The organism is Raoultibacter massiliensis, assembly GCF_900199545.1.
GTDB lineage: Bacteria > Actinomycetota > Coriobacteriia > Coriobacteriales > Eggerthellaceae > Raoultibacter > Raoultibacter massiliensis.
On record NZ_LT962671.1, the window covers coordinates 1,744,743 to 1,762,860 of the forward strand.

13 protein-coding genes are annotated in these 18,118 nt (G+C 60.2%); 4 read left to right on the forward strand and 9 right to left on the reverse strand.

The features are described from left to right. Positions 1 to 63 precede the first annotated feature (63 nt). The 9 genes from C1719_RS11760 to C1719_RS11810 form a co-directional block, all read right to left on the reverse strand. The gene (locus tag C1719_RS11760) at positions 64 to 1,449 is read right to left on the reverse strand and encodes an MFS transporter (protein WP_102375286.1); all 1,386 of its coding nucleotides are present in this window, start codon (positions 1,447 to 1,449) and stop codon (positions 64 to 66) included. A 262-nt stretch (positions 1,450 to 1,711) separates the two neighbouring features. Beyond that, positions 1,712 to 1,909 (reverse strand): hypothetical protein, encoded by a 198-nt coding sequence (locus C1719_RS11765; protein ID WP_102375287.1) that lies wholly within the window; start codon positions 1,907 to 1,909, stop codon positions 1,712 to 1,714. A gap of 23 nt (positions 1,910 to 1,932) precedes the next feature. After that, the gene (locus C1719_RS11770) at positions 1,933 to 2,286 is read right to left on the reverse strand and encodes a 4Fe-4S dicluster domain-containing protein (protein WP_102375288.1); all 354 of its coding nucleotides are present in this window, start codon (positions 2,284 to 2,286) and stop codon (positions 1,933 to 1,935) included. Continuing rightward, positions 2,258 to 4,624, reverse strand: coding sequence for a molybdopterin-dependent oxidoreductase (locus C1719_RS11775; protein WP_102375289.1), 2,367 nt, complete (start codon positions 4,622 to 4,624; stop codon positions 2,258 to 2,260). Before C1719_RS11775 ends, C1719_RS11770 begins: the two co-directional genes overlap by 29 nt. Positions 4,625 to 4,865: 241 nt before the next feature. Then, positions 4,866 to 5,597: a trigger factor gene (locus C1719_RS11780; protein WP_102375290.1), complete on the reverse strand. Its 732-nt coding sequence runs from the start codon at positions 5,595 to 5,597 to the stop codon at positions 4,866 to 4,868. Between the two features lie 58 nt (positions 5,598 to 5,655). Continuing rightward, positions 5,656 to 6,258, reverse strand: a complete 603-nt coding sequence (locus tag C1719_RS11785) for a response regulator transcription factor (protein ID WP_146007894.1) — start codon at positions 6,256 to 6,258, stop codon at positions 5,656 to 5,658. Between the two features lie 2,109 nt (positions 6,259 to 8,367). Then, the gene (locus C1719_RS11800) at positions 8,368 to 10,524 is read right to left on the reverse strand and encodes a YhgE/Pip domain-containing protein (RefSeq protein WP_102375294.1); all 2,157 of its coding nucleotides are present in this window, start codon (positions 10,522 to 10,524) and stop codon (positions 8,368 to 8,370) included. Beyond that, positions 10,521 to 13,115 (reverse strand): YhgE/Pip domain-containing protein, encoded by a 2,595-nt coding sequence (locus C1719_RS11805; RefSeq protein ID WP_102375295.1) that lies wholly within the window; start codon positions 13,113 to 13,115, stop codon positions 10,521 to 10,523. Before C1719_RS11805 ends, C1719_RS11800 begins: the two co-directional genes overlap by 4 nt. A 182-nt stretch (positions 13,116 to 13,297) precedes the next feature. Continuing rightward, positions 13,298 to 15,364, reverse strand: coding sequence for an elongation factor G (locus C1719_RS11810; RefSeq protein ID WP_180963688.1), 2,067 nt, complete (start codon positions 15,362 to 15,364; stop codon positions 13,298 to 13,300). Positions 15,365 to 15,793: 429 nt separating this feature from the next. Here C1719_RS11810 and C1719_RS11815 point away from each other — a divergent pair, with 429 nt between their 5' ends. The 4 genes from C1719_RS11815 (at position 15,794) to C1719_RS11830 (ending at position 18,062) form a co-directional block, all read left to right on the forward strand. Continuing rightward, positions 15,794 to 16,195, forward strand: a complete 402-nt coding sequence (locus C1719_RS11815; protein ID WP_102375297.1) for a hypothetical protein — start codon at positions 15,794 to 15,796, stop codon at positions 16,193 to 16,195. A 214-nt stretch (positions 16,196 to 16,409) separates the two neighbouring features. Further along, entirely contained in the window at positions 16,410 to 16,559 is a 150-nt protein-coding gene (locus C1719_RS15765; RefSeq protein ID WP_180963579.1) for a CD1871A family CXXC motif-containing protein, read from the forward strand. A 2-nt stretch (positions 16,560 to 16,561) separates the two neighbouring features. After that, a complete protein-coding gene (locus C1719_RS11825) occupies positions 16,562 to 17,455 on the forward strand; it encodes a 4Fe-4S binding protein (RefSeq protein ID WP_102375299.1) in 894 nt (297 codons plus the stop codon). Between the two features lie 10 nt (positions 17,456 to 17,465). Further along, complete coding sequence (locus C1719_RS11830) at positions 17,466 to 18,062, forward strand: TlpA family protein disulfide reductase (RefSeq protein ID WP_180963580.1); 597 nt, start codon at positions 17,466 to 17,468, stop codon at positions 18,060 to 18,062. The last annotated feature ends 56 nt before the right edge of the window (positions 18,063 to 18,118 follow it).

Genomic DNA, 18,118 nt, shown 5'->3' on the forward strand with positions numbered 1-18,118 from the left:
CGCCCGCCCGCCGCAGCAAGCCTGCGGCGGGCGGCGCGGGCAAGCGGGCTCAGACCCGCTGCGTTACTTGGTGCTTGCAACGCTCTCTTCGGCGATGTCGTCGATGTTCATGCCCTTTGCGCCCTTCGGCAAAAGCAGGCCGGCGAGCACGCCCAGAACCATGGGGATGGCCAGCAGGCTGAAGAGCACCGTAAAATCGAATCCCATCCCGATCAGCGCTCCAAGCACGATCGGCGAGAAGATGCCGGCCGATTTCCCCAGCGCGACGATGGTCGCCACGCCCGAGTTGCGGAATTCGGTCGGATACGACTCGGACATCATGGGCTGCACGGCCGTGATGGCGTAGTTCAAAGCGAAGCCCAAGAAGATGAGCGAGCCGAGAACGAGCCAGAACGAGCCGGTTGCAAACGCCGCCAGGAAGCACGACAGGATGGATACCGCGTATCCGAGAATGATGTTGCGTTTACGTCCGATCGCCTCGGACACGAAGCCCGTCGTGCAGTTTGCGATGACCGCTGCGGCGTTTTGCGCCATGGCGAGCAGGTATGCCGAAGTGATCTCGTAGCCGCGCGCAAGCATGATCGACGGCAGCCAGGCGTTCACGCCGTAGATCGTAAAGTTGCCGGCGAAGTACAGAACCACGAGTGCGAACGTGGTCCGAAGGTACTTGCCCTTCCAAACCTCCGCAGGGCTCGCCTTCGCGGCGACGGGCGGCACGAGGATGTTCGATCCCGACAAGTCGTACGGCATCTCCTTGCCCGCCCGCTTCTCGATGCGCCGAAGCGTCGTTTCAGCCACGTCAATCTTCCCGTGCACGGCGGCCCAGTGGGCCGATTCGGGCGTGAAGTGGTTGAAGATGAACGCATAGAGCACCGGTAATGCGCCGATCGCATAGCAGACGTGCCATGACCACAGCTGCACGACCACCGTGCCGACAAGCGCCGACATAACCCAGCCGACGATCATCCACGCCATGCCGAACGTTATGAAGAACGATCGCTGTTTCGTTGGCGTGAACTCGGTAAACAAGGTTGTTACGATAGGCGTGCACACGCCGAGGAACAGTCCGGCGATGACGCGGAATACCGCGAAGATCAAATAGTTCGGCGCGAAGATGCACGGAATGGTGAACAGGCCGTACATGAACGTGCCGATCGAAAGGATCTTCTTGCGGCCGAATCCGTCGGAGAGGGGCCCGGCCGCAAACGATCCGACCACGATGCCGATGGTCGACCACGACGACAGCGCTCCCTTCGCTATGTCGTCGACGCCGAACTCGAGAGCGATCTGCGTATTGGTATACGAGATGATCATGTAGTCGTAGCCGTCGAACATCATGGCGATACCGACGAGGAAAAAGATTGAGATGGTGAACTTGTTGACCCCTATGGAGTCTATCGCCTGGGATATGGTGAACTTCCCAGGACTTTTCGCTGCTGCTGCACTCATATGTTCCGCTCCTTGTTGAATTCCCGCCCAGGCCTGATGCCGACCTCGGCAGGTGACGGCAATGGTTCGCAAGGACAAAGAAAACGGTCTGATGTGCTCACTCGTAAACAATGTGCGTAGTTTGGCTTCCAGAAGGCGCCGTCCAAACGATTTGCCGGAAGGCCCCTTCCCCCGATAGTCCCCAAATAGACCCAAACTTTGCGAAGCGAATGGTTGCAGTGAAAAAGGGGCCTTTGCCGAAAGGGCAAAGGCCCCGGAAACGCTAGTCTTCCCTCAGGTGACGTTCGCTGTCGTCGATCGGCTTGGTGGCACCGACGAGCTTCTCGTCAACGACCTTCTGGGCTCCGCATTTCTTGCAGACCTCCGCGTCGGCGGCGTTGAACGTACCGCACTCGGCGCATGTCCAGAGAATCTTCACCAACGGAGGCGGCCTGAATCCGCCTTTTTCTTGCTTAGCCATACTCGCTTACCTCCTTTTCCGCCTTACTTAGAGAAAAGCACCATCTTGGGCTTTTCAGCCAACTTGACCGCCAGTTCCTCGAGCGTACCGTAGTACATGATTCCCGACTGGCAGTGATGAACGCAGCTCGGAAGGCGTCCTTCGGCCGTGCGCTCGGCGCACAGGTCGCACAGATCGGTCGGCAGGGGCACGTAAGTCCACTCCCATTTCCCGAGCGTGTTCTTGCGGGGGCCGTCCTCGAGCACCTTGATACCGTATTGGCCTTGCGGCAGATCGAGAACTTTCTTGCACGCAACTTCGCAGGTATGGCAGTTCGTGCAGTATTCGTAATCGATGAGGATGCCGTAGTTATTTGCCTTCGAATCGGGTGTAGTCATTTCCACCGAAACCTCCTCCCTGGGTAACGATCTCGCTCGGCGAGCAGTCGTTTTCTTCCGTCACCTTGTAGCACTTGCACAGCGAGCACTTGTAGGGGGCGCCGTAGTGGGTCGGCCCGTATACGCCCATCGTGGTCAGGTTGTTGGCGTTGCAATCGAACACGCCGTACAGGTTGGGCTCTGCGCCCTCCTGCTCGGGGAACCACCAGCCGTGGCGCGCGCGAACAAGCTTCGGCATGAGGCCGGGAGCGATGTGCACCTGCTGCTTGCACTTGCCGCGCTTGTTCTCGAACCAAACCCAATCGCCTTCGATGACGCCGATCTCTTCGGCGATTTCGGGCGAGATGTCCGCGATCGCCGTCGGGTGCACTTCGCGCATGGTCGGCAGCTGCCGATGCTCGGAGTGGAACAGGCCGATGTGACGATGACCGGACGTGTAGATGTAGGGATACTCTTTGTACAGCTCGGGCGTGCGGACCGGGCTCTCGTAGGGCTCCAGGTGCTGGGGCAGCGGATCGAAGCCCCACACGTCGAACAGCGGCGAGTAGATTTCGTAGAGGCCGGTTGCCGTAACGAATCCGGGATTGCCGTCTTCGCGCAGCAGGCCCTTCTCGTACTTCTTGTAGGTCTCGTTGAAATCCCACCAGTCGTAGACCTTCTTGTTGAGGTCGTCGAAGGTGTAATCGACGCCGTAGCCGTCGTCCTGGATCATGTAGGTCAAGAACTCGTGCACGTCATTGAACTGGTTGAAGAACTTCGGGTTGAAGCGCTTGCCCAAATCGAGCACCAGCTCTTCGTCCATCTTGCACTCGTAGTAGCGACCGGCGGATGCCGTGATGGTGCGCAGCGGCTGCCACCAGGAGCGGAAGCTGTCGCGTTCGACCGACATGGCGACCGGCAGCACGAGATCGGCGAAGGCCACCGCAGTCGGAGTCAGGTAGTAGTCGACGACGACCGTGTAGGGAACGTTCTTCCATGCGCGGTAGATGCGCGGGGCGTCGCCGCCCATGTTGGCGATCGGGTTCGTACCGTGCACCCACATCATCTGAGGCATGTAGGGAACGCCCGTCTCCATGGCCTCGAGCAGAAGATCCGGCGGAATGAACGGCGTGTAGCCGGCCTTGTGGATCGGAGATTGCTCGGTGCCGATGCGGCGGTCGAGCATATCCTGGTCGATGAACTCGAGACCGCAGCCGTACTTCTTGGAGCTGTTGTACGCGTAGCGCACGAGCACGTTGCCGCCGGGAACATCGAGGTTGCCGGTGATGGCAACGAGGTCGGAAATCGCAAACGAGGCCTCCATGGCAGCGATCTGCATGTCGATGGCAAGCCCCCATTGGACGCCTGCGGGCTTGGCAGCCGCATACATGCGGGCAGCGTCGATGATGTCCTGCTCGTCGAGCCAGCAGATCTCGGCGACCTTGTCGGTCGGGTACTCGGCCACGCGCTCGACGAGTTCGTCGAATCCGTAGCACCAGTTTTCAACGAAGTCGTGATCGTAGAGGTCTTCGTTGATGATCACGTTGAGCATGCCGAGCGCAAGCGCGCAGTCGGTGCCGGGACGCACCTGCAACCAGACGTCGGCCTTGGAGGCGAGCCAGGTGAGCGCCGGGTCGACGACGATGAGCTTGGTGCCCAAACGCATCAGGTCGACGAGCCAGTGGCCCATGAAGCCGTCGCCGTTCGAAGCGAGCGGCTCGTTGCCCCAGACGACGACCACTTCGGGGCAGACCCACTCGGGGTTGTCGTAGCGGTCGGGATGCAGCTGCGATGCATCGAGGATCCAGCAGTCGCCGTCCTTCATCAGATTCGCGGTCATGCGAGGCTGATAGCAGGAGTCCGCCGACAAAAAGCCGAACGCCATGTTCGGGCTGCCGAAGACCGCACGGAGGCACATGGCGCCGTGCCACATGGCGTTGCGACCCGTACCGGAAAGGGCGACGATGCCCTCGGGTCCGATTCCGCCGTACTCGTTTTTGATGGTATCGCAGATTTTCGCGTAGGTTTCCTCAAGCCAGTCGAAGGCCTCTTCCCACGTGATGCGCTTCCACTTGTTCTCGCCTTTTTCGCCGTCGCGGAGGAGGGGCCACTTCAGGCGGTCGTTGTTGTAGATGTTCTCGACCATGTTCAGGCAGCGCAGGCACAGACGTCCCTGGCTGTAACCGAAGTTGGGGTCACCTTCGATTTTCTCGAGCTTGCCGTCTTTGGTGTAGCAAAGAACGCCGCACCCGTTGTGACAACCAGGGCCCGTCCAGACCGAGGTTCGGGTCACTTCATAACCGTCTTCGTACCAACGCCAGTCTTCTTTGTAAAGATCTTTGTTGTATTCGTTGATCATGAATTTCCCCCTTTCGTGTAAGATTCCAACTATTTGTTGCTCTTATGCCCAGAGACCCGATCCGGCCCCGCATGCGACCGGTACCCCCTTGCATGCGGCCTTCCGTTCGCCATTCCTCCTCAGCCTGGCGCGATCGAATCTCCGATAGCTTTCATGCTGCCCGTCTTGCCGTGCAGCCCGCCTACGCCGTCGGCGGTGCAGGCGGCTTCGGTGCGCCGGGCGCTTTCGGGGCGCCGGGNACCTACGCTTCGGATTCGGCCGCCGTCTCGACCTTCGCCGTCTCGATCACGCGACGCATGACCTTGACTCTCGATGCCGCCCTGCGCGCATCCTCGATCCTTCCGCTTTCGCGCACTTCTTCGAGAAACGATTCCGGGTCGTCGCAGGCGAGGTATTCGGTGATCTCGCCGTTCGCAACGGTTGTCGCCGTCGCCTCGACCATCTTGTCGAGCGCCACGTTGAGAGCGAGTTCCCGCTCGGCCTCTTCGCGCACCTTGGCATCGTAGTCGCTTTCGCTCATGCGATGATCCTCGAGGTAGCGCCGAACCGTCAGTCCCTGCTGCCTCAGCATGTCCTCGTTGCGGGCGCGCACGGCTTCGGCCATTTCGGCGACCGCCTCGGCGGGAAGATCGCCGCGCAGGCGCCCGACAAGCGCGTCTGCGCACTTGGCATACTTGAGCTCATCGAACGCCGCAGCCGTCTCCTTTGTCAGATTCGCCCTGATGGCGTTTCGAACCTCCCCTATTCCCTCGTACAGCGGCAGGTTCTCCCTCACCCATGCGTCGTCGAGATCGGCGATCGATTTGACCGGGCTGCCCTTCGGTGCGCTTGCCACGTAGGCGAACAGCTGCGCGTCGATGTCGTCTTCGCACACCTCCGGCATCTCGGGCATCGCTATCGTCACCCGGTCGCAAGCGGTCAGCTCGAACCGTGTCAAATCGATGGGTTGAGCGTCGTTTCTTTCCGTGTCCATTCCATTCCCTTCATGTTGTCTTTCCGGCGATCCGTCGCATCGGGCGGCGCATCGCACGTCACTGATCCGCAAGATCGTTCGGCTTTCCCTGTCGCTTGTAGTCTTCGATCAGGTTCAGCATCTCTTGCGACGAATGCACCCCGAGTTTGTGGTAGATGTTGGCAATGTGGGTCTTTGCGGTATGGGTCGATATAACGAGCTGCTGCTGCACGTACTCGGCATTCCGGCCCTTGGCGATAAGAAGGAATATCTCCGTTTCGCGAGGCGAGAGCTTGTAGAGCTTCGCGATTTCGGCGCAGGTGCGCTTCCATGGAGTGCCGCGCAAGGCTCCGCCGTCGCGCTGGCCGTCGATTCCGCCCGAGGCCAGCGAATCGCCCGACGGCCTCGCCTCCGCATCGCCCGTCCCGTCGGCCTTCGATCCTGCAGGCGCGCCCGATCCCCCCGAAGCGCTTTTCCCGAGCACGACCGCGCAGTCCGCGCAGGGCTTCCCCGGACAAGCGACGACGGTTTTCGAGGAAAAGCCCGGGGCGCTTGCATCCCCGTCGCCTTCCCGGAAGGGCGTGAGCGACGTGATGACAAGCAACGTGATAGCGATGCCGCTGATGGTGTAGAGCGTTACCGAATCGCCTCCCGACAGCAGCATGAGCCGCTCTCCCGCCATGATGCCGAGGGCCAAGCTTAAATAGGTAAGCGCACNAGGGGCATTTCTTCATCATCTCGTCGAACGATGGCGGTCTGAAGCACATGCGATTCCTCCTTCTCTCATCTCGTACATCCGTTACGTCGGTAGAGCTCCGTGGTGGCATGGGGTGCATCCACGAGGCGTAACGTACCACCTGCGAGACGCGCTCCTATACCTACGAAGGTATGAAAAAAAGCGATCTAGTACTGGGGGTTATACGGTTCTCGCCCACCTGACGGGAGATTCTTCCAGCCTCTTTCCTGCGAAAACGACCATGCGGGATCCCCGAATGAAAAACGGCGGGAGGCCCAGCCGCTCGACTGGTCCTCCCGCCGTATGCGTGCCTGCCGCACGCGCGAACAGGCGGCAACCTACGCTTCGGGTTCGGCCGCCGTCTCGACCTTCGCCCTCTCGATCACGCGACGCANGCCTTCCCGGAAGGGCGTGAGCGACGTGATGACAAGCAACGTGATAGCGATGCCGCTGATGGTGTAGAGCGTTACCGAATCGCCTCCCGACAGCAGCATGAGCCGCTCTCCCGCCATGATGCCGAGGGCCAAGCTTAAATAGGTAAGCGCACGTCCGCCTTCTATGAAAAGCAGCCCCTTCGTCCGAAGCCGCTTCGACATGCCGAGGGCAAGGATCATGGCGCCGTAGTCGAACAGGTTGAACCCGGCGAAGATCGTCGTTTCCGCAAACACCTTGTGGATGACGTTGTCGAAGAAGGCCAAGCACACGATGCCGAGAACGAACAGGAACATGGACAGGCGGTGCATCGCATCGATATCGGAATGCTTACTCGGATCTTCGGGTATCGCGAAAACGAGGATGCCGCAAACGAGGATGCCGAGCAGTATCAAAGGATCGTACGCCATGAGCAACGCGACCTCGCTCAGGATGTATCCCCCCTGCAGAAGACCGAACACGAACGCATACACCATGGTTGGCAGAACGGTTTTGAGGAAATGGCGCATCACCTCCCGATCGGACGGCGCAGGAGCAAGGGGAAGCGGGGCGAAAGGCTGCTGCGGCTCGACCGATTGCCAGTTGAGCACCAGCGATATGCCCGCCACGAGAGGCAAGACGACCGCGACGACGGATGAGAACGGGTATTGCAGAATGCAGATGAGAAACGCGAGCAGACCTCCGCATATCATGTCGACGGCAAACGACCGGTACACGAACTCCCCCGCCGCCACCGCATAGTAATGCAGCCACAGAAACATGAGCAAGGCCTCGCTCGCCCCGAGAAACACCGTCGAAGCAAGCTTGAGCACGGCATCGGAGGACCCGACGAACGCAATGGCGACGATCGAGGATGCAGTCGCCAGCACGCAAGCGACGACGAGCACGACCGTCGAGGGCATGGTCTTGTTGTTGCGAAGCATTCGCTTCCCGAACAGAGCAAGCACGCCGAACGACACCGCAAGCGTCAGATACAGCGTGAACTGCCGCTCGAAAAAGAAAGGGAACGAACCCGATTTGATATCCCCTATGAACATCGGCGTGAACAAAACGAGATAATGCCACGCAAGCAAAGTTTTGAACCCGAGCATCCTTGCGGTTTTCTTGTCGATCAGAAACGCACTGGCATGCTCGGCCATACGGATCCCCCTGTTCCGAATGCTCATCATTCACCGTAGGTACTGGTAAGACGATACGCCACTTTGAAAAACGACCCTATGGCTCCCGGTATTAGATTTCGCGCTTTCATACCGACGAGGGTATGGGCGGCCTTCGATTGTTTGGTATCTTGCCCTTTTTTCGTTTCCCCATGGAAAGGACGCATTATGGCGGGAGGATGCTGGGTTTGCAACCCTTTCTGCGGAAAGTGCCAACCCGCGCCGAAGAAATCTGCGCAGTGCCCCGAGTGCGGCACGTGCACGATTTTCGATCGGCGCGACATAATCGCGGGAGCGGACCTGCAGTGCAAAAAATGCGGGGCCGACCTCTCGGAAATCGCGCGCCCGAAGCCCGTGCTCTGCTCGTACAGCGGACTTACGTGCGCCTATCCTTGCGGAAAGAGCACCTCTTCGCACGACGACGACAGCTTCCGCCTCTGCAAACGAAACACGCCGCCCGCTTCTCTCACATGAGCTTCGTCTGCTCAAGGCGCTCGATCACGAATCGGTTCAGGCGGATGACGGGATTGCGGAGCACAAGGCCCAACAGCAAAGACGGGATCAAAAACAAAAGCAGCGTTCCGATTTCAACCCAGTACTCGTTGCCGTATATGCCGCCGATGCACGCATGCATGGCCGCGATGCCATGGGTGAACGGCAGAAACGGATACACCGCCTGGAAGAAGCCCGCCGACATTTCGATGGGAAACGTCCCGCCCGAACCGGCAACCTGCATGACCAGCAGCACGACGGCAACCGCCTTGCCGACATCGCCGAACGATACGGTCAGCGTGTAGATCAGATTGCAGAACACGAAGCCCGCAATCCAGCCGGCAAGCATGAACAGGAAGGGATGCTCGCACTGTATGCCGAGGAAAAACACGTCCCCCAGGCAGACGACCGTAGCCTGCAAAAACGAGAGCAGGGAGAACATGCCGAAGCGCCCTAGGTACAGCTGGTAGGGTTTGGCGTCTTCGAGTTCCGAGACGCGCCGATCCGATACGCCGACCTTCAACATCGCAACAAGGATGACCGCCCCCACCCAAAGCGACAGAATCGTATAGAACGCCGCCATAGCCGATCCGTTGTTTGCGATGGCGTACACCGCCCGCCGATCCTCGCGCACGGGCGCTGCGAGGAACTGGGCCATCGTCGACACATCCGACCCGACGATCCTCTTTATCTCTTCGACATCGCCGCTCTCCGCCGCGCCCCGCAAGCTCGATCGGGCCGCATCGAGCTTATCGGCCGAGCTGCCGAGCGCCTCGGCAGCTTCTTCGAGAGCCGCCTTCGCCGAAGCCAGATCACCCGAAAGCGACCCCGACACGCCCGAAAGACCCGCTGCAACGCCATCGAGTCCATCGGCGATGCCCGCCGAAGAAGACGCGATGTCATCAAGCGAATTTCCGAGCTTCGCAAGCTCGTCTTCGAGCTGCGCGGCATAGCCCCACTGCACGTCGGACACGCTTTGCTTTGCCTGGGCAACGAGATCGGCGATCTCGGCACGCTGGCCGTCGATATCGCCCGAAGCGCCCGAAAGCGTTTGAGCCATCTCGTCAACGCGGTTCTTCAGCGACCGCTGCAGTTCGATCGAACGATCGAACTCGGCGAGGACGGGGCTGTCGGGTTCGGCGGCCGCGAGGGCATCGCGTATCTGCACCATGCCGTCGATCAGGCCCTGTATTTCGTCCGAAGCTTCGTTGAGGCTCGCCGCCGCGCTCGTCGATCCCACCGCCAGATCGCCCAGGGCCTTGTCGATGCTCGCCGCAACCTCGTCGTAGCCGATGCTCGCCCGGTCGAATGCCGTACGGACGGTTTCCACAAGGTCCCCAAGCGCACCCCGAACATCCGTCAGTCCCGATTTCGACGAGGCGATCGCATCGAGGGCGTCGGCCGACGAGCCCTGTGTGCTGCCGAGCATGGCCGAAGTCGATTCCATGAGCGAAGCAGTCGATCCGATAAGCGAGGCAAACGACGACATGCGCGCAGACGAATCACCCAAAAGGTCGATCGCCGAGGACAGTTGCCGGTCGAGCGCCGATATGTAGCTTCCCACCTCGCCCTCATCCATGAACGAGAGCAGATCGTTCGTCGTCTTCAAACCTATCTCGGCCACCGTTTTCGCAAACGTCTGGTCGATGCTCTCCTGGATGGAGCTCGCCCCCTTTTCCGTGACGCGCGGAGCGATGGCGTTCTCCTTCTCGTTCGAATAGTAGATGATGCTCGAATGCTTTATATCTGCGGAAAACAGCGTCATCATATCGGCGCTGAAGCTTTCGGGGATCACGATGGCCGCATAATACTTTCCCGACCGGACGCCCTCGACCGCGGCGTCCTCGTCGACGAAGACCCAATCGAACTGGTCGTTGGCCCGAAGCGCGGATACGACGGAATCGCCCATGTTGACTTCAAGGGGGATGAGATCGCTTTGATGCCCCTTGTCTTCGTTGGCAACGGCAACCTTGAGATCCCCGGTGTTTTCGTAAGGATCCCAACTTCCCGCTATGTTGAACCACGCGTAAAGCGCAGGCACCACGATAAGCCCCACGAGAACGATGGCGCCGATGACGTTTTTGGTCGCATGGGCCAAGTCGCCCCGAAAGATGCGCATGATGTTCTTCATAGCCTGCCCCCGTCCCCATCGGTCTTGCGGGGCGAAGAATCGCCGTCTTCGGCATCGGCCGTGCGGGCGACCACGTGCTCGCGCAGTTTTCGCTCGAGATCGTCGGTTTCAAGCGTGCTCATATCAAGCTGGTAGCTCAAATTGTCGTGAAGGTATTCGACGACGATAAGATACGAGATCACCGCGATAAGCGACAGTATCCAAACGACGAGCATCACGATCTTGGTGTCGATGCCGACATCGAACAGAGACATGACGACGAGCATCAACGCCGGCAGCGCGAAGATGAGGATCCACCCCACCCGCAAAAGGCGCGGATAGCTGCGATAGAAACGCTCGGCGCGATCCGTCAGCTTTGCACGGTACGCGTCGGTGTCGAGCAGCACCTTGATCACCGTGCGCAACCGGTATCGCGTTCGCGGCAGGTTGTTCTGCTCGCACACCATGACGTCGGTTTCCGCGAGCTTGTGATCGAACAGCAGGTTCAGGTTGAGCAGATACGGCCGGGCAACGAGGCCGATGAGCAGCGCCGCGGGAACGAAGATCGCAAGCCGAGCGAGGTCGACCGCATACGTCAAGCCGTACATGCCGCCCACCGCCTCGCGCAGTGCGCCGATTCCGTACGTGAACGGCAAAAACGGGTGGACCGCCTGAAAGAAGGCAGGCATCATCTCAACGGGATACATGCCCGACGATCCGGGTATCTGCATGATGAGCAGCACGACGGCCACCGCTTTTCCAATATGCTTGAACGTGCTCGCGAGCGCGAAGATGAGACTGACGTAGACAAACGAAATGAACAGCCCCGCCGCCATGAACGCAACCGGATCGGTGCTCTGCACGCCGATCGCGAGATCCCCGGCGCAGACGATCGCCGCCTGCACGAGGCCGAGCAGCACGAACAGCAGCCATCTGCCCAGATACGCCTGCGTCGGCGAAAACGACCTCACGCCCTCGCGATCGACTTCCAGCTTGATAATGGCGACGAGGATAAAGCCCCCGACCCAAAGAGCCAGGTTGGTGTAGAAGGGCGCAACGCCCGAGCCGTAGTTCGCAACGGGATAGATCGCCTTGTTCTCAAGCGTTACCGGAGACGACATGAAGCTTGCCGCGTCCTCGGGATCGATGCCGAGCAGCGTCGAAAGCTCCTCGATCGACACCGAATCGTTGAGAGCCGAAAGATCGGTCACCGTACGGGACAGCTCGTCGCGCATCGAAGCAAGCGACGAGCTGGTTGAAAGCGCGATCTCCTTCGTTTGGTCGAGAATGCTCGAGAGCTGATCGAGCAGCCCGCGCGCCTGCTGAATCGAGGGGGCAAGCGACGACACGGTTCCCGATAGGCCGCCCGAAATCCGCGAGAAGGCATCAAGGCCCTCCGCAAGCTGCGGAAGCACCTCGGTCGAAATACGGCGCCGAGCTTCAGATGCGGCGGCCAAGCCATCCTGCACCGATCCGTTGACGGCCTCGGATGCCGAAGCGGTTGCTTCGGCCACCGCCGAAACATCGGCGCTGAGATCCTCGAGCGCCGCCAAGGTTTTCCGATGCTGTTCGTTTTGGGCCTCGAGTGCGGCGATGACGTCGGCGAGCTCGGGGTGTTGAGCCTGTTCGCCTTTGAGCTCTTCGATGATATCGTCGTTGAGGTCGGCGATGCGCTCGAGATCGGCGAGGGCGGCATCGACGCTGCCCTGGATCTTCGCAACAGAGCCCGCGAACTCCCCGATCGCAAGGTTGGCCTGTGCCGAAGCATCCCCAACGAGCGATTCGCCCCGAGCGGCCGATTCCGAAAGGGAGGCATCGAGATCCCGTGCAGCCTGGCGCACGTCTCCCAAAAGCTCGGTGCTCTGATCAAGCGCAGCGGTGATTGCGGGGATCTGTTTTTCGAGGCTGTCGAGCGTCTCGCGGGTTTCCGCAAGGGGATCTCGCGAGTCGTCGACGGTTGCGCTGACGCCGTCAAGCAGCGTCCCGATGCGATCGATCGCGCCGTTTGCCTCCTCGACGCTTTTCGAAAGCCCTTCGCTCGCCTCGTCGGCTCTGTCCTCCATCGAGAAGCCCGCCGTTTGAGCCATGTCGATGACGGTTTTGCTGACCGTCGACACGAACGTCGAGTTGATCTGCTCTTCGATGGTTGCGGCACCCGTATCGGTCACCTTCGGGGCCACGGCGTTCTTCTTCTCGTTCACATAGTAGGTGATGGCAGGTTGTTCGAAATCGCCCGAGAACACACCGACGAGATCTTCGCTGAAATCTTCGGGAATGACGATCGCCGCATAGTACGCGCCCGATTCGACGCCCTCTATCGCTTCGTCTTCGGAAACGAACTCCCATGCCAAGTCGTGATTGGACCGAAGTTGGTCTACCACCTGGCCTCCCGCATCGAGATCGCCGGCTATCTCGCTTTTCGCTCCCCGATCGTTGTTGCTGACCGCAACGCGAATGCCCGCCGTGTTCGCATACGGGTCCCAGTTCGCCGCAATGCAGTACCACGCATAGAGCGAGGGTATGATGCATACGCCCGCGATGATGATCATCGCAATCGGGTTGCGCACAAGCCGCCGGAGATCGCGGGCCAATATCTGGAAAACGGTTTTCATGAAAGCGGCATCTTATCGGTATCGGTTGATGATAGGCGAGGTTAGCCCATCGATCGACCGGACGCAAGGTCTCGGGCAAAAAAAGGCGTCGGCCGCCCGTGCGGCCGACGCTTGGCTTATCGACGGGAAGACGCATCCGATCGGCTCGGGCGAACCCATCCTCGGCTTCGGAAGCCGGCGCGCTAGTTTCCTGCCGCGCGCGCTGCCTGGTATTCCTCGGCGAGCTTCTTCTGCACATCGTGCGGAGCCTCTTCGTAGCCCTCTATCTGAATGTAATACGAGCCGCTGCCGCGAGAGATGGAACGGAGGTCTTTGGTGTAGGTGACCACCTCGGCATAGGGCACGCGCACCATGATCACGGTTTCGCCCGCATCGTTGGAATCGGTGCCGACAATGCGCCCGCGGCGCGTCGAGATATCGCCCATGACCGCACCAGCGTACTCCTCACCCACCACGATGTCCATATTCGCCATCGGCTCCAATATGACGGGGTCGGCTTTTTCGCACGCCGCACGGAAACCGATGCGCGCAGCCGTCTTGAACGCCATTTCGTTCGAGTCCACCGGATGGTACGATCCATCGAACACTGCGCACTTCACGTCGACCATGGGATATCCCGCCAAGAAACCTTCGGCCATGGCATCCTGCACGCCCTTGTCGACGGCGGGAATGAAGCTGCGCGGAATCTTGCCGCCCACGATCTCATCGAGGAATTCGTAGCCGCCGCCCGGATTGGGCTCGATGCGAAGCCAGCAATCGCCGAACTGGCCCGCGCCGCCCGTCTGCTTCTTGTGGCGGCCCTGCGCTTCGGCGGTCTTTCGGATGGTCTCGCGATACGGCACGCGCACTGGCACGAGCACCGCCTCGACGCCGTTTTGCTCCTTCATGCGAGCCAGGATGGTATCGACCTGCGTATCGCCCATAGCGGTGAGCACGGTCTGGTGGGTTTCCTCGCTCCGCGTGATGCGCACAGTCGGATCGTTCTCTGCAATGCGCGCGAGCGCCGTGCCGAGCTTGTCCTCGTCTTTTTTGACGGCCGCCTCGATGGCGACGGGATACTGCGGCACGGGCAGAGGAAGGGGGTCGATCGCCAAATCGCCCGAGCGGGAAAGCGTATCGCCGGTTTTGGCATCGGTGAGCTTGGGAACCACGATGATGTCGCCCGCTTTCGCGCTTTTCACATCGGTCGATTCCTTGCCCATCATGACGTACAGGTGCCCGAGGCGATCCTTCTTGCCCGTGCGGGAATTGATAAGCTCCATACCGGGCTCGAGCACGCCCGAGATCACCTTGACGAAGCTCATGCGGCCGACGTAGGGATCGGAGAGCGTCTTGAACACGAAGCAGGCGGGCTCGCCGCCCTCGTCGATGAACGTATCTTCGCCGTTGGCGAGACGGAAGCGCCCGTGTGCACGCGGCGAGGGGAAGTAGGTTGCAATATCTTCCATGAGGCCTTGGACACCCTGCTTGATGATGGTCGATCCCACGAACACCGGGATGAACAGCTCCTGGGCAATCGCCTTGTCGAGAAGGTCTTCGAGCTCGCCTTGCGTGAGCTGTTCTTCTCCGTCGAGGTACTTCATCATAAGTTCGTCATCGGCCTCGGCCACAAGGTCGCAGAGCTTGTCGCGCGCGACGATGGCGGCGTCTGCGTATTCGTCGGGAATATCGACGATATGCTCGCTTTCGCCTTCGAAATAGCGGGCTTTCATGCGAATGACGTCGATGACGCCCTTGAACTCGGCATCGACGCCCATGGGGATGGTAACCGCGCCCAAACGCGAGCCGAAGCGCGCATGAAGGGTCGCCATCGCCGAATCGAAGTTTGCATGCTCGCGATCGATATGGTTGATGAACACGGCGCGCGACAGGCGCATATCCTCGGCCTCGTACCACAGCTTGGTGGTCATAACCTGCGGTCCGGCAACCGCGTCGACGACGAACAGGGCCATCTCGGCTGCCTGCATGGTCGCGAGCGTATCGCCTATGAAGTCGGGGTGTCCAGACGTGTCAAGCACGTTGATCTTGAAGTCTTTGTAAGGGATGGGGGCGATTGACGTACCGATGGTGAACTTGCGCCTGATCTCTTCGTCGTCGTAATCGAGATAGGACTTGCCGTCGTGGGTCGTGCCCATGCGCGGCGTTTTTCCCGAGACGTGCAGCATCGCTTCTGCAAGAGAAGTCTTGCCGGCACCGTCTTGCCCCACAAGCACAATGTTACGCACGTGTTCGGTAGCAGGAGCTGCCATATTGACCACCAACTTTCCTGTTGCGTGGCCCGCGCCTTTTGTTTATTCCCAAGGCGCGAACCACTGTCGAGCCTTACACAAACAAAGCAACTTGGAAGTGCGATAAAACCGTTGCAAACCAGTGTAGCGCAAACATGGCCTGCGACAAGCGAGAATGATGGCCGTTCGCCTCCTGTAAAAAAACGACGACCGCCCGTCTCCCGTATAACCGCCCGTCTCCCGTATAAAAAGAACCACATCGAAATCTTCTCCCGAACCGCAAGAGCGCGCCGGGGGCAGCGCGGCGCACGCCTGGAAGGCGATCGCACGCAAGGGCCTTATGGTTATGAGCTTTTCCTTACCGAAAGATAACAGCGCAGATCGCCATTGGCGATCGAGGCCCTCGGTTCCGTATAATCAAGAGAAAAACGGACTAGAAACGAGGCAGCCATGGAACACGACGACAGCATCATCGACGTCACGCCCGTCGATCAATCCCGCAAACAGCAACCCGGCCGCACAGCCTCGCCGCAAACGTCGGGTTCGGCTGCGGGCCACACCGCAAAGAAACCCTACTACACCTTCGATGGAACATCCTGGCATACGGGCGCAAACGGCGCACCTGCAAGTTCAACCGTTCCCGTCGACGCGCACGTCATCGATGCCGGCGGCGCAGGATCTCCAGGCGGCCAACCGAAAAGCCGGCTTGGCGGTGCGGCGCGCATCGCAGCAGGCGGCGTATGCACGCTCGTCGGTGTGCCGATGCTGATTTTGCCGGGTCCCGGTCTGCTTGCCATCGGCGGCGGCATCTACCTCATGGCGAGCGGGGCGAAACGGCTTTTCGCGAAGTAGCCCATCGAGCAGAAACCGGCTTTTCGCCTGAACGGTGTTCAAATGCAGGCCGAAACGGTTCCGCACCCGAAGGCAGCCCGGCGCCTTGAAAGCGAGCGCCCGATGCGCAAAACGCGGCGGACGGGCTCATCGAGGCGAATGGCTTTTGTGCCGATGTTCTTGCGAAGATATGCAGCCATCGACGCGACCGCCCGCCGTAAGCTACAATGCCCCCATGAAAAAACTCGCTCATCGCATACCTTGGTGGCTCGTCGTGCTGATCGCGGGCGCTGCGCTCATCGTGCTCGGCATCGCCCAGGGCGACTTCCAGGATACGATGCGCAAAGCGGCGCTCGTCTGCTACGAATGCATCGGAATCGGGTAGAAATGAAGCTGATCGCCCGGTTCAAACGGCATATCATCCAGCTGCTCGCCGCCCTGCTTTACAACCTCAACTTCGAAGGCTTCGCTACGGGCACCATCTACCAGGGCAGCTCGAAGGGCATCTGCGTACCGGGACTCAACTGCTATTCGTGCCCCGGCGCCATAGGAGCGTGCCCCATCGGTTCGTTGCAGGCGGCGCTCGTCGCAAGCGATCAGAAGCTCCCGCTCTACGTCATCGGCACGATTCTCGCCTTCGGCGCACTTTTGGGAAGAACCGTCTGCGGATGGCTGTGCCCGTTCGGGCTGATCCAAGACCTGCTCGACAAGGCACCGCTGCCCAAGGTAAGGAAGGGAGCCTGGAGCCGGGCGTTTTCCTGGGGCAAGTACGTCATCCTCATCGGGCTCGTGATCATCGCCCCGCTTGTTCTTCTGGGTGCGACAGGCGTCGGCACACCGGCGTTTTGCGCTTACCTCTGCCCGGCCGGAACGATCGAGGCGGGCATCCCGCTCGTCACCATGAACGAGGGGCTCCGCTTCATGCTCGGGAGTCTGTTCAACTGGAAAGTCGGCGTGCTCGTTGCGCTCGTCCTCGTTTCGCTGTTCGTGTACCGCCCGTTCTGCCGTTTCCTGTGTCCCCTCGGAGCGCTCTATTCGTTTTTCAACCGGTTCGCTCTTTTACGCTACCGCGTCGATAACGAAGCATGCACGAACTGCGGAGCCTGCCTTGCGGTATGCAAGGTCGATATCCGCACGGTGAGCGACCGCGAGTGCATACAATGTGGAGCCTGCGTAACGTCATGCAAAACCAACGCCATCCGCTTCTCGCTTCGTGATATGCTAGCGAATAACTTACATTTAGACGGGTCTCGGCGCGACGATGCGCCGCCCGAAGCGTAAAGGAGCTTTCATGACACGCACCGCACGCTCGACTGCACAACGGGTTTTGGGCCTCGCGCTCGCACTCGCTCTCTCATCGACGGCCCTGCTCGGATGTTCGGCGACAGACGCGTCGACCGGATCGAACGGATCGGAGAACGCCGGATCCAACGCGAGCGGCAATTCTTCAAGCCAGCAAAAAATCGCGATCAAAGAGGGCGTCGAGGCGCCTGATTTCGAGTTTCAAACCATGGACGGGCAAACGTCGAAGCTCTCGGATTACAAGGGCGACGTTGTCGTGCTGACCTTCTGGGCAACCTGGTGCGGATATTGCATGCGGGATATGCCCGAGCTGAACGAGCTCGATCAGAGCTTCGACGATGTTCAGATCGTCGCCATCAACCGAGGGGACAAGACCTCCGATGCCCAAGCGAAGGCGAGCGATCTTGGGTACGACTTCGCCTGGGGCCTCGATGAGGACGGCGCGATCGAGGCGCTCTACCCCGCAAGCGGCATCCCCTACACCGTCGTCATCGACAAAGACGGCGTCGTTTCCACCGTCTTCGCGGGAAGCGCCCAAGATATGTACTCCCATCTTGAAAAAGCGGTCACGCAAGCAGGCGCGTAGCCAAGCAGCCCCACGCGACCGCAAAAGCGAACACAGGAAAAACGGCGGGCGAGCCA